The organism is Endozoicomonas sp. ALB091 (assembly GCF_049310265.1).
Taxonomy (GTDB): Bacteria; Pseudomonadota; Gammaproteobacteria; order Pseudomonadales; family Endozoicomonadaceae; genus Endozoicomonas.
Genome location: NZ_JBLYNQ010000003.1, coordinates 765,822 through 778,128, shown reverse-complemented (window position 1 = coordinate 778,128; position 12,307 = coordinate 765,822). Strand labels below are relative to the sequence as shown.

Below are 12,307 nucleotides of genomic sequence, written 5' to 3'. Positions count from 1 at the left end.
ACCCCCATTAAAGTCTGCTCAGTAGCGGGCACTGAACGCCTGAGGTAAATGCTCAATGATACGCTGATCACGGGTAATCAACGGGCAATCGCAAAAAATGGCATCAGCGGCAATCAGCCGGTCAAAAACGTCCCGAGTCCAGTGAATACCCATAGCCGATTGCACCAGTCCTGCGGTGGGCGTTTTTGAACAAACCATGCCCACATCACCATACAAATCCGCCACTATCTCGGCAGGGGTATAGGCAATCCGGCCAATCTCATGCAAATACTGAAGCTCCAGCCTGGCCAGTTCCGGCAAAACAATATCATGATGTTCAAGCTGCTCCTGAGCCTGCGGGGAAACCTTGCCCAAATCACCACTGTGCAGAAAGACCGCAATATGCGTATCAATCAAAACCATTATCTGGCTCCCACTGGTGGGTGATCGCTTCCTCAAGACCTTCTGCCGTATCAGGACCATCAGGCAGCAAGGTGTTGCGGACCTTAAGATTTCCAAGTTTTGATGAAGCTCTGGTGACAACATCCAGTTTTAGCAGAGTTCCCCCCCGTTCAATGGTTAATGGCTTACCACTGGCGATCACTTCATCGACAAGCTGATAGATATTCTTGCGAAGCTGAGTCAGGGTTACCCCCTGGTTACTCTGTTTTGGTTCTTGTTGCGTAGACATAACACAAAATCCTGAAGGTGTGTACGCTCATAAATATAGAGCGTACATCTAATAACCGCAAGACTACAGTTTTTTTGGACTTGCCTGAGCAGCGCAGGAGCTGTTGCCGCATAGGGCAACTCTCGGGCAGCTTCCCTGAACGATGTTGACATCACCGCATTGATAAAAGTTAACAATATTGCTAACCTGTGTTTATGAAACAAACGACGTGGCAAATCCACTTCTACAGTGACCGGGTTGCTAAGGACATGGGTAAACTGCCTTTTGCATGTTTTCCAGAAAAAAACTCAAAAGACGCCAAAAAGAGAGTTAGAGCTTGGCTATCAGCGAATGAGGGAGGTACAGCGTGGCAAACTCAAGTTATAAAGCGTTTCGGGATAAAATGCTTGAACGTGATGATGTCCAAGCCGCCATGGCCGAAAAGGCAGAGTTCTTCGCGCTTCGCCGCGAACTGATCCGCATGCGGCAGGAGGCAGGGTTGACCCAGGAAGAAATTGCCCGGGTAATAGGCACCCAGAAAACCAGCATCTGCCGTCTTGAAAGTGCCAACAGTAAAACCTTGCCCAGCCTGGGCATGTTGAAAAAATACGCCGAAGCGACCGGGCACAAACTGAACATCACCTTCTCACCCGTCTGAAACTATAGCCGACAGAATAAATGACCGGCAGGTGTCAAGAATCAGGGCTTGACCCCGGTTTTCTCGGATTTCTCTGCAAAAAAAAAGCCTCCCGAAAAGGGAGGCAACTCTGTACACACTCTATAAGCACTACGCACACATAACCGTTAGCCTGAAATATTACTCCTCCTGCTAAAAGTCATACCGCAGCCGGGCGATAAACCCATCGGACTTGAAGTTATCCATCCAGTCATGGCTGTAGTTGAACGACAGCGTCATATTACTATCCAACTCCATATCCACCGAAGCGGCAAACTGGAAGCGGTTATCGTCACGCTTGGCACCGTGTACGACAAAGCTATCGCCTCCGGCAGCATAGTGAGCGGTCATGGTCACCGGGTCATCCTTAAAGTCGTGGAAGGCCATCAGTTTGAAGGCTGGCTGGAATACCATATCATCCATGTAGATATCGCCCATTAACTTAACCCCGACACCAAGCTCTAAAATAGAGTAATTGTCATTTTTAACATTGTCGTATGCCAGGTGATTAAGAGCAGCGGATTCTGAATAATCATCAGTCTCTATACGGTAGTAGTTAAAGGCACCGAGTGGTTGCCAGCTCCAGTCATCATCCATGGGCATGGTATAGCCAGCTGTCAGGCTGATGCCCCAGCTTTTGGTGTCATAGCTAGCCTTAACTGCATTACCAACGACGGAGCGCCGTGCGTCATTATCACCAGAGGAGTAGCTGAGCTGGCCATCCAGGAACATCTCATCCTGGGTAAAGGCACCGTACAGGCTGAAAATATGATTTTTGGAATCCATGCTGCCGCCAGAGCCTTTACCACTGATATCTGTTTTAGCGTAGGTATAGGCCAGCCCCACATCGGTCATATCATCCAGTTCGGTATCCACCCCCAGGGTAAAGCCATTGGTTTTGGCATCAAAGCCAAAAACACCGTCATGTTCATCCTGGGTGGCATCGTTATAGGCATACTGAATCCAGAACCCGCCGGACTCCATCATATCGCCACTGCTGATGCCGGTGCGGATGCTGGTAGTGCGGGTCTCAATGGCTTTACCGGACATTCGCTGTGCGCCCTGGGCGGCACTGACGGCACTGGCGGTGTTATCCGGGGTGAGCTGTCTGGCAAGTTGGGCAGCCTGGTCGGAGGTTTTGGCAAGAGGGACCACAAATTTATTGAGGTTGTCATCGCTTTCGCTCACCGCCACTTTTTTGTTAGCGGCAACTTCCAGGGCTCTGACAGCAGAAGCGGGTGCCCCACCGGCTGTCGCCAGTTTACGGACATGGTTGACCATAGGTTCCCTGGCAACCACCATACGCTTGTTATCTTTACTATCCAGCATGGCGGTAAAGTGCTCATACTGCTCATTCTTAACATCCAGAGTAACGGCTCGTTTGATGGGGGCTTTGGAGATCATCAACTCTTCTTTATCTTTAATTTGTACTTCTTTCAGGTCCACAACCACCTTGGCATCAGGTTCAATTTCAATGCGATCTGCAACGACCACTGGTCGGTCGGGATTTGTACCGGGACCCATCTCCAAATCGCCAACCTGATGGTAAAGGTCGCCACCGTCATTGACTGTTTCGTGGATTTTCAGTTTACCGCCTTTAACAATATCTAATTTAACCTTACCTTTGATAGAGCCTTTTAACTCATCGGTACCGCTGATCATAATATCACTCACACCGGTGATATTGCCTTCTATCATACCGCCTGTTTGCTCAAGAGTTACTGTTGCGTTTTCGGATACCCCGGTGAAATCAATATTGCCCTTTATATTACCGCTGCTAGTCACTTTCAGTGTTTTAGATTCAGTTGGGTTAAAGGCAATCTTCAGCGATGATGGCGGCGCTACAGCATCAGCTTTTTTCGCCGCAACCTGAACATCTTTGCCAATCGTGGCAATCGTGCCAATGGCACCAACGCTAATTCCCTCCATAATATCAATGCTGGCCTTATCGCCGACCATGGTAACCGCTCCAGTTGCTGACCAGTCATTATCGGTAATTTTCAGATGATGAACCGCGTCGGCCGTTGTCAGTCTTGCACCCTTGGCCAGTTCCAGCGTATCGATCCCTTGTGCTGTTGTTAACGATACCGGGCGGCTCTGGGTATTTAACACCAGGCTTTGCTGCTTCACCAAATCGGCTTTTAAAGCCTTACCTACCCTGACTGATTTAAGGCTTTCTGCCTGAATGCGGTCAACATCAGTCACCAAACCCATCTGCCAATCATTGGATTTTATGTCAATGTTTTTCACATTGGTGATAGTGCCAACCACCGCAGCTTTATCGATGGTCAGTTTTTCTATTAGCCCGGACTCATCTGCACTGATCTGAATTGGGTTATCAGACTTGGCATTAATATTTAAAGTCTTTGGCTGGCCTGGCTTTTCTGCATCAGCCCCTACCAAAGAAATACCACTAATAACTGTCTGGTTCCCTGATGCCGGCTTTTTGGCAGTGATGCTTTGCACGCCACTCATAGCTGAGCGCAGTTCCCAATCGTCAGCGCTGTTGACTTCAATATTGTTAATAACAGGAGCTGATACTGTTAGCTTTGTACCACCCAATATATGCAATTGGTCGATTTTGCCAGCAGCAGCACCGGTCTTAGTGGTGGTAATCGCCAGTTCGTCAGACATTACCTGCAAAGAACCGGCTGCGTTGTCTTTGTCTGTAATAGCATTTATTACAACAGCGTTGCTATCACTGACATAAAGGTGGTTTACGGTACCGTCGGTGGTGAGTGCGCTGACTCCTTTGGCCAGGCCATTGACTTGCCAGCCAGCGATATCGCCAACAGTGATTTTGTCAACGGCGGCGAGGCCAAGTTTATTAACGCCGTCGCTTAAGTTGAGCTGTGAAGCACCGAGTATATGCAGGTTACCGATCTTGCCTTGAGCTCCGACAGTATCAGTAGCAATCGCCAGCTCTTTAGACATCACCTGCAAAGAACCGGTAGCGATGTCTTTGTCTTGAATGGCACTTGGTATAGCAGCGTTGCCATCGCGGACATAAAGATTGTTCACGGTACTTTTGGTGTTGACTGCGCTGACTGTGCTGGCATATCCGGTAACTTTCCAGCCAGTGGCATCTTTGCCAACAGTGATCTTGTCCACTACGGCGGGGCCAAACTTATTCACACCACTGCTTAAGCTGAGCTCTGTGGCACCGAGTATCTGCAGGTGGTCGATTTTTCCGTTAGCATCGGTGGCAATTGCCAGTTTGTCAGACTCCACCTTCAGTGAATTCAGCGATTCGGCAGCGTTGCCTTGAACATCACCTGCAGGTGCTGGTTTATTGGTAACTGAAAGGTCTGAGATGGCACTGGAGGTTTGCACCGTGCTTACCCCGGGTAACCATTCCTTCGCTGACCAGTCAGTACCGGTAATGTTCAGTTGTTTGACACCGTCAGCATTTCCCAGTCTTGCACCACTGGCCAGTTCCAGCGTTTTGATCCCTTTTGCGGTTATCGATACCGGATGGCTCAGGGTATTTAACACCAGGTTCTGCTGATTCACCGGGCCAGTGGTTAAATCCTTACCCAACTTGACCTGGGTAAACTCATGGGTTGGTGCCTGGATGGCACCAGCATCCGTAACCGAACCTACGTTCCAATTTTTAGCATTCTCGTCAATGTTAATGGTGGTAGCTCCCTGCAGTTTAACTGCTGCCAGGCTGGCACCATCATTGATCTTCAAAGTGTTAAGCTGGCCGCCTTTGGACACAGTAACCGGCAGCGGCTGGCCGCTGGCAGTGGTTACATTCAGGGTCTGGCCTGGTGCGGAGCGCTGCTCTGACTTTGATGGCCCGGCAACATTCAGTGCGGTTAATACCCCTTTATCAAGGACATTGACGCTGTTCAGGTTGCTGAACGTTCCAGATGCCGTCCAGTCCCCGGCATCGGCCTCTCCACCGGCTATGGCCAGAGAGCTGATGCTGTCAATATCTCCCTCTAAAATACCACCACGGATTACTAACTGGTCATTTTTACTGCTGTCATTCTTGAGTTCGGTAACCAGACCTTTAGCAATTTCAAAGGTCGTGGTGGGGCGGTCAGTAGAGCTGAAGTCGATGGAGTAGTGCGTATCGTCGGCGGTTTTCAGATAAAACGCTGTCGGCATGCTCGCAGTAGCAAATGGAATGTTAAGTGCTCCATCACTGTCTTCAGATCCTTTTTTGACAGCTTTGATTGTTGAATACTGGTCAATAGACGACAATTCAAGCATTTTCAGGTTGGCAGGAACAGAGTCAGGCATATAGCGGTATTCAATGCCGAAAAAGCCTGCAGGCATCTTATTCTTATCATCAGAAAATCCTACATCTCCCGTAAATACAAGGGTATCTTGTTTTGAGGGGTGACCGTTTATGTTGTCAAACGTCATGCTCTTAGTTGGCGTAAACTTGAGACTGGGGCGTTCGCTGGTATTAGCAAAATCAATTTTGGCAATCGCATCACCACCTGTAATGTGAAAGAAATCATCCGCCGGTTGGTCAAACGCTACGTTCAAGACACCCTTCGTCGAGCCAGAGCTGGCCCTGGAGGCGGGGCTACCGGGACCTTTTATGGTTATGGAGTTTGCCTTGACAGCATCATCAACAGTAATTAGAGAAGGGTTTTTTAACAAACCGACCTGCCAATCAGAATTAGGTGAATTGATCTTAATCTGTTTCACATTTGAGATAGTGCCAGCCGCGGCTGCATCACCGATGGTCAGAGTTTTTATTAGCCCGGACTCATCTGCGCTGATCTGAATGGAGTTGGGAGTATTAATATTTAAAGTCTTTGAAACGTTTTCTGGTGGCTTTGTCGCACCAGACCCTTGTAAAGTAATCGCACTAATAACTTCCTGGTTACCTGAATCCTCTCCTGATGCAGGCTTTTTGGCAGTGATGGATTTCATGCCACTCAGAGCTGAGAGCAATTTCCAATCGTCAGTGCTATTGACTTCAATATTGTTAATAACAAGATCTGTGCCTTTCAGCGTTGTACCACCCAATATATGCAACTTGTCAATTTTGCCGTCAGCGTCGCCGTTTTTATCAGTTTTGATATTCAGTTCGCCAGACTGCACCACCCGCAAAGAAGCAGTGTCTTCAATTGCACTCGCACTTAGCTTGTGGTCTTGGGTACCGACATAAAGATGCTTAATGGTACCTGTGGTTTCGACGTTACTAGCTTTGGCCAAACCCCTGACTTTCCAGCCATCGGTTTTGCCAACAATGATTTTATCAACCGAGGCGGGGCCGGGCTGGTCTTTCCCATCGCTGATATTGAGCTGTGCAGCACCGTGTATATGCAGGTTGTTGATTTTGCTCGCGGACTTATCGCTTGCATTTGCGACAATCGTCAGATTGTCAGATCCTGCCTTCAGTCGTCCGTCAGCTTTGTCAATGGCACTTAATTCTTTAGCTTTACTATCGTCGACGTGAAGATGTTCAATGGTGCTGGTGGCGGTAATTTTAGAGGCATTTTTTACCAAACCGGCCTGCCAATCAGTAGTAGCTGAATTTATTTCGATATTTTTCACATTGGAGATATCGCCAATCCCTGCTGCTTTACCGATGGTCAGTTTTTCTATTAGCCCGAGCTTATCTGCGGTGACCTGGGGAGAGGTTGCAGGGGACTTGGGAGCTACGATACTCAAAGTCTTTGCATCCTTAGTTAAATCTTTTGCATTGGCCCCCACCAAAGAAATAGCACTAATAACTGTTGGGACACTTGAAGCCCCTGATGCAGATGCAGGCATTTTGGCAGTGATTTTTTCAACGCCACTCAGATAAGGGAGCAGTTTCCAACTGTCAGCACTATTGACTTCTAAATTTTTAATAGCAACAGGGCCCGATCCTTGTAGCTCTGTGCCACCCAATATATGCAGATTGTCGATTTTGCCAGAACCGGTGGTAGCAATCTTCAGTGCGTCAGACCTGACCTGCAAAGAACCGACAGCACTTCTTTGATTGCCAACAGGTACATTAGCGCCGCTAACGTTGACAGAAAGATTGTTAACGGTGCTGTTAGTGACAGTAATTTCAGAGGCATTGTTTACCAAACCGACCTGCCAATCAGGATCAGCTGAAGCTGTAGCTATTTCGATATTTTTCACATTGGAGATATCGCCAATCCCTGCTTCTTTACCGATGGTCAGTTTTTCTATTAGCCCGAGCTTATCTGCAGTGATATTGGGGTGGTTTGTATCGGATTTGAGAGCTTTGATACTTAGAGTCTTTGCATCAGAATCATTTAAATTTGTTGCATCGGATCTCAAAGAAATAGCACTAATAAATGTTGGGACACTTGAAGCCCCTGATGCAGATGCAGGCATTTTGGCAGTGATGTTTTTAACGCCACTCAAAACAGGGAGCAGTTTCCAATCTTCAGCGCTATAGACTTGAATATTTTCAATAGCAGGGGCCGTTCCTGTTAGCTTTGTGGCACCCAATATATGCAGGTCGTTGATTTTGCCTTCAGCCCCGCTGGCGGTATCGGTAACAATCGCCAGCTGGTCAGACATTACCTGCAAAGAACCGACAGTGTTGTCTTTTTCTTTGTCTGTAATGGCACTTGGTACAGCAGCATTGCCTCGGACATAAAGATTGTTAATGGTACTGCGGGTGTTGACTGCGCTGACTCCTTTGGCCAGGCCGTTGACTTGCCAGCCAGCGGTATCGCCAACAGTGATTTGTTCAACTGCGGCGGGGCCAAATTCATTAACGCTGTCGCTTAAGTTTAGCTGTGTAGCGCCGAGTATATGCAGGTTCTCGATTTTGCTGTTAGGGTTTTTGGCGATGTCGGTAACAATCGCCAGTTTTTCAGAGATGACCTTGAGCGTATCACTCCCATTACTACCACCACTTGTCTCAGGGTTCTTATCATAAACATTAAGATTAATAATGCCGACGGTGTTGAGTTTGGTTACTCCGCTGGCAAAACCGTCAACATCCAAGTTATCGCCATCTGGTTTGCCAACTTCTTCGCCAACAATGATCTTGTCAACTGTGGCAAAGCCGGACTGATAATTTGCTTCGTCATCGCTTAGTGTGAGCTTGTTTTTAGCACTGAGTATGTGCAGGTTGCTGATTTTACCTTCGGCACCACCGCTTATATTGGTAGCGATTGTTAGACCGTCAGACTTAGATTTCACCCATAAAGAACCAGCAGCACTGACTGGCGTTTCGTTTTCGATGATATAGAGATTTTCAATGGTGCCAGTGGTTTTGACTACGCTTACATTTTCAGCCTTACCAGCGGTTGTCCAGGCAGCGGTAGGGCCAACATTGATTTGCCCGACCGAGGCGGAGCCAGAGGATGTTTCACCAAAGGTGAGCTGTTTAGCGCCCAGTATATGCAGGTGTTCTATTGTGCCAGGACTATTGGTGGTAATCTTCAGGTTTTCAGATCCTACCTTCAGCAAACCGGCAGCACTTTGAATACTGCTTAGTTCACTAGCCTCTTTATCATCGACGTAAAGTTTGCCAACGGTGCCGGTGGTGTTGACTTCGGTTACACCTTTAGCCACACCATCAACCTGCCAGCCAGCAGTGCCGCCAACAGTGATTGTGTCAACTGTAGCGGGGCCAGGCGACGAGCTGTTACCGTCGCTTAAGTTGAGATGTGTAGCATCGAGTATATGCAGATTTTTGACTTTGCTGTCAGCACCGCTGGCGGTATCGGTTTCAATCGCCAGAGTTTCAGATGCCATTTTAATTCTAAGGGTATCAGGATCAGCGCTCGTCACTAAGTCTGAATCTTTTTTACTGACATAAAGGTCTTCGATCGCGCTGTTGGTGTTCAACTTGTTTGCACCGGATACATGCCCCTGGGCTGTCCAGCCCGTGCCGGTGATATTGATAGTTTCAAAACCACTGATATTGTTCTTGATGCCGTCGCCAGTTTTTTTAATGTTCAGCTCATTGTCTTTCCCGGCATTGCCCTTTATATCCCCAGTAAACGTACCCTCATTGATATTAACGGTGACCTTTCCTGTTGCGGCTGATGCATCAATCGCCGCAGAGGCATGTAATCCCTTAACAGTAGATCCCGTATTAAAGGTAGCGGTAGCTGCTCCAGTGATTTCTATAGCTGCTGCAGAGCTCTCTATGCTGCCGGAGTTTATCAGCGTGCCACCCTCAATTTTAATAGCTGCTTTAGAATTAGAACCCTTTACCGTGCTGGAGTTTGTCAGCTCGCCGCCCTCAATGACAACGCCGGTGGTATCGTCCGCACCCGAAAATGCATCAATCTCACCGCCACCACCTATGGTTAATTTGTCAGCTTTTAATCGTACGCCCGTAGCATCTTTAACTACACTCACCTTTCCTTCATTAGTAATTGTATTATTGCCAGTTTTACTGACAATACTTGCATCCCCTGTTCCCTCTACCTTGATAGTGGCATTAGACGGGATTGTCAGTGTGCCACCGGTCATTGAAATGTTGCATGCTGACTGACTGCTACCCCCATCGCAAGTATCTTTTATCGTGATTATCCCGGCTGGCACAGTTTTTTCTTCATTACCACTGATTGGTACCGCTTGTTTAGGAGGCCAATCGTCTAAACCATCGGCATACGAGCCATTACTGCCAACCCATCCAGCCAGCACCGAACTGATAGCCAGGACCAGGGCCTTTTTGCCTGATGTAATAGACATACGACTCATTGCTTACACCTCAAATACCGGGGAAAGTTTGCAAAGCGTTCAATCACGGTTTAAAAAACGAAAAATGAATGACGAATGACTTATGTAAAAACGACGATTAGCGAACAAATGGATGGTGCACGGTAGAAAGTTAAGTAAGAGAGTAGTGGATAAACTACCAATTATATATATTGTTTATTTCAGGTCTTTCCTGTTTTCATAGTTTCAGGTAATAATTAAAAATCAGCTCTTTTTCGCTGATAATGCCTGCCAGCTCCGCATTGCGGCCGGTTAGTTGTTTTTCGGGTCTAACTTTGCCTGTGTCCGGCTCTTCGGGCAGGGTTTTCAGAAAATTTTCAACCAGCCTGGATAAGCTTTGCTGCTGGCTTGCGCCATATATTTTGGCTTGTCTGATGACTTCAGGGGTAACGGTTAGCGTCAGTTTGCTCATAAGGAATTGTCTTTTAATAAGTTCCCGATTTCCGTTCACCCTGAGTGCTGAGCTTGTCGAAGTATCGAAGGGTCGTGCCACCGAACTTCGACAAGCTCTGTCCGAACGGAGTCAGGCAATGAAAATAGGGAAGTTATTTCCAGGCAACTCCTAAGGCAACGATGTCAGAGGCGGTATCATTCGCTTGGCCAACCCTGTATTGTCACTTGAAAACGACCTCGATTGTCATCAATTGCAATATGGCTTCCCTGCATATAAAGGCAATATTCACAATTTGTAAACAAATCAACCCTATGCTAAAGTTCACAATAAGTAAATTTTGAGACCACTATGCACGTTATCTCCAGGAAGCCGTTTCACGACGCGGCCAAGAAATACCCTAACAATGCAGCTGCCATTGATGCCGCTTATAAAGCATTGCGAAATGGTGACTTTAGCAGCCCGCAAGCATTGAAGGCCCTGTTTCCAAGCCTGGATAATTTTAAATACAAGGACAAGTGGTGGATTATTGATATTGGTGGTAATAACCTGCGACTCATTGCCTTTATCGAATTTAGAGATAACCGAATGTACGTGAAGCATATTGTCCCTCATTCAGAGTACGACAAGTTATGCAAAAAGTACCTAAAGGAGGCCGGTTCATGAGATACGCCAATTTAAAAGAAAAGGCAGTGGACTTTTTTGCAGAGGCTCGTTTCATCAGTCGCATCCACAATGAGTCTGAGTATGAGCAAGCTCTGGAATTAATGGATGAACTGATTGAAGATTATGACCGATACCTGCCATTGATTGAGGTGCTTTCTATCGCTATTGAAAAATGGGAAAAAGAATCCGCAGAGTTTTCTGAGTTTAACCGACGCATCGAAGCACTTGATGATGGTGTCGCTATTCTTCGGACTTTGATGGATCAGTACCACTTAAAGGCAGATGATCTTAAAACCGAATTAGGCAGTAAAAGCCTGGTATCGATGATCTTACACGGCTCAAGAAACCTGACCAGAGATCATATTCAGGCTCTGTCCGAGCGATTCAAGATTTCACCGTCTGTGTTTTTTCATAAAACCTGAGCGGTTTCCAAAAGGCGTTACATCAAAGTAAGTCTTAAATTGTTTCTGGCCCCAAGTGCTGTAACATCATTTTTGCCTCCTTCTCGCGATCTTTGAGGGCAAGATTGCTCAACTTTATCCCAGACTGACGAGGTTTGCGGGGGCAGATTTTGATTGTGACAGGCGAAGCCTGAGAATGTTTGTCTGGCGGTTAATCAAGGAATGTTTCAGCGCCAATCAGGGGAAGTAGCTTCAGGATCGCTTCTTTATAAACGGCTGCATCTACATGACCAACCCGTTCAGCCCGGCGATGCTGCCAGTCCAGGGTACGAATCAGCCCCGGAATAGCGAAGGATGGCTCTATATCCAGGCCGCAAATCTCCACATTGGCGGGCCGTTTTTTACCCCGGGAGCTGATGGGAATACAAATGGCCTGGCCAATGGCCTTGTTATAGAGGCGCGAAGAGAGCACCAGTGCCGGTCGGCGCTTGCCAATTTCGCCCCCCTTGCCCGGATGGAAATCAAGCAGGACAATGTCACCCCTCTCGGGTATGTAAACCCCGGAACTTGAGGAGGCCATCAAAAGTCCTCCTCACCTGGCCGTGTATCTTCCAGCCAGTCGCTGACTTTATTGTCTGCCAGGGTCTCCTTCAGGCTGGCGACCAGCTCCTGTTCTGAATAAGGGAGCGGACCGGCGGGCACCTTGCGGCGGATAAACAACCCATCGGCATGGATCTCAACCTCAACCCCCATACCTTCTTCAAAACCGGGAATATCCCGCATCGGTCCGCTGATCCGCAGGGCCAGGCCGTTGCCCCAGCGTTTGATGGTGGATTCTGTTCGCATTGTCCCTC

The 12,307-nt window shown here is 47.7% G+C and carries 10 protein-coding genes; 4 read left to right on the top strand and 6 right to left on the bottom strand.

Going from position 1 to position 12,307, the window contains the following annotated elements; all coding sequences use genetic code 11:
* Positions 1–18: 18 nt before the first annotated feature.
* Both ACO6UX_RS06330 and ACO6UX_RS06325 read right to left on the bottom strand, forming a co-directional pair.
* Positions 19–402: a type II toxin-antitoxin system VapC family toxin gene (locus tag ACO6UX_RS06330; protein ID WP_422445895.1), complete on the bottom strand. Its 384-nt coding sequence runs from the start codon at positions 400–402 to the stop codon at positions 19–21.
* Positions 389–670 (bottom strand): hypothetical protein, encoded by a 282-nt coding sequence (locus ACO6UX_RS06325; RefSeq protein WP_422445893.1) that lies wholly within the window; start codon positions 668–670, stop codon positions 389–391. The genes ACO6UX_RS06330 and ACO6UX_RS06325 overlap by 14 nt, the downstream gene beginning before the upstream one ends.
* 228 nt (positions 671–898) lie before the next feature.
* Between ACO6UX_RS06325 and ACO6UX_RS06320 the strand changes: the two genes are divergently transcribed.
* Positions 899–1,036: a type II toxin-antitoxin system RelE/ParE family toxin gene (locus tag ACO6UX_RS06320; RefSeq protein ID WP_422445891.1), complete on the top strand. Its 138-nt coding sequence runs from the start codon at positions 899–901 to the stop codon at positions 1,034–1,036.
* Positions 1,017–1,307 carry a helix-turn-helix domain-containing protein gene (locus ACO6UX_RS06315; protein ID WP_422445889.1) on the top strand — a complete coding sequence of 97 codons (291 nt, stop codon included), beginning with the start codon at positions 1,017–1,019 and terminating at the stop codon, positions 1,305–1,307. The genes ACO6UX_RS06320 and ACO6UX_RS06315 overlap by 20 nt, the downstream gene beginning before the upstream one ends.
* A 171-nt stretch (positions 1,308–1,478) precedes the next feature.
* On the opposite strand, the gene ACO6UX_RS06310 is transcribed toward ACO6UX_RS06315, so the two are convergent.
* Together ACO6UX_RS06310 and ACO6UX_RS06305 are read right to left on the bottom strand one after the other, a co-directional pair.
* Positions 1,479–9,977 carry an autotransporter domain-containing protein gene (locus ACO6UX_RS06310; protein ID WP_422445887.1) on the bottom strand — a complete coding sequence of 2,833 codons (8,499 nt, stop codon included), beginning with the start codon at positions 9,975–9,977 and terminating at the stop codon, positions 1,479–1,481.
* 196 nt (positions 9,978–10,173) lie between these two features.
* Positions 10,174–10,407: a DUF6364 family protein gene (locus ACO6UX_RS06305; RefSeq protein WP_422445885.1), complete on the bottom strand. Its 234-nt coding sequence runs from the start codon at positions 10,405–10,407 to the stop codon at positions 10,174–10,176.
* Between the two features lie 330 nt (positions 10,408–10,737).
* Here ACO6UX_RS06305 and ACO6UX_RS06300 point away from each other — a divergent pair, with 330 nt between their 5' ends.
* Both ACO6UX_RS06300 and ACO6UX_RS06295 read left to right on the top strand, forming a co-directional pair.
* Entirely contained in the window at positions 10,738–11,052 is a 315-nt protein-coding gene (locus ACO6UX_RS06300; protein WP_422445884.1) for a type II toxin-antitoxin system HigB family toxin, read from the top strand.
* A complete protein-coding gene (locus ACO6UX_RS06295) occupies positions 11,049–11,474 on the top strand; it encodes a helix-turn-helix domain-containing protein (RefSeq protein WP_422445882.1) in 426 nt (141 codons plus the stop codon). The genes ACO6UX_RS06300 and ACO6UX_RS06295 overlap by 4 nt, the downstream gene beginning before the upstream one ends.
* A gap of 190 nt (positions 11,475–11,664) precedes the next feature.
* Here the strand turns inward: ACO6UX_RS06295 and ACO6UX_RS06290 are convergent, their stop codons facing one another.
* Complete coding sequence (locus ACO6UX_RS06290) at positions 11,665–12,033, bottom strand: type II toxin-antitoxin system PemK/MazF family toxin (RefSeq protein ID WP_422445880.1); 369 nt, start codon at positions 12,031–12,033, stop codon at positions 11,665–11,667.
* Positions 12,033–12,299 carry a hypothetical protein gene (locus tag ACO6UX_RS06285; RefSeq protein ID WP_422445878.1) on the bottom strand — a complete coding sequence of 89 codons (267 nt, stop codon included), beginning with the start codon at positions 12,297–12,299 and terminating at the stop codon, positions 12,033–12,035. Before ACO6UX_RS06285 ends, ACO6UX_RS06290 begins: the two co-directional genes overlap by 1 nt.
* Positions 12,300–12,307: the final 8 nt, after the last annotated feature.

Excerpts from the sequence above, each read along its gene's own strand:
- ACO6UX_RS06285 (WP_422445878.1), bottom strand. The coding sequence starts at position 12,299 with ATGCGAACAGAATCCACCATCAAACGCTGGGGCAACGGCCTGGCCCTG.
- ACO6UX_RS06295 (WP_422445882.1), top strand. The coding sequence starts at position 11,049 with ATGAGATACGCCAATTTAAAAGAAAAGGCAGTGGACTTTTTTGCAGAG.
- ACO6UX_RS06325 (WP_422445893.1), bottom strand. The coding sequence starts at position 670 with ATGTCTACGCAACAAGAACCAAAACAGAGTAACCAGGGGGTAACCCTG.
- ACO6UX_RS06330 (WP_422445895.1), bottom strand. The coding sequence starts at position 402 with ATGGTTTTGATTGATACGCATATTGCGGTCTTTCTGCACAGTGGTGAT.
- ACO6UX_RS06305 (WP_422445885.1), bottom strand. The coding sequence starts at position 10,407 with ATGAGCAAACTGACGCTAACCGTTACCCCTGAAGTCATCAGACAAGCC.
- ACO6UX_RS06290 (WP_422445880.1), bottom strand. The coding sequence starts at position 12,033 with ATGGCCTCCTCAAGTTCCGGGGTTTACATACCCGAGAGGGGTGACATT.
- ACO6UX_RS06310 (WP_422445887.1), bottom strand. The coding sequence starts at position 9,977 with ATGAGTCGTATGTCTATTACATCAGGCAAAAAGGCCCTGGTCCTGGCT.
- ACO6UX_RS06300 (WP_422445884.1), top strand. The coding sequence starts at position 10,738 with ATGCACGTTATCTCCAGGAAGCCGTTTCACGACGCGGCCAAGAAATAC.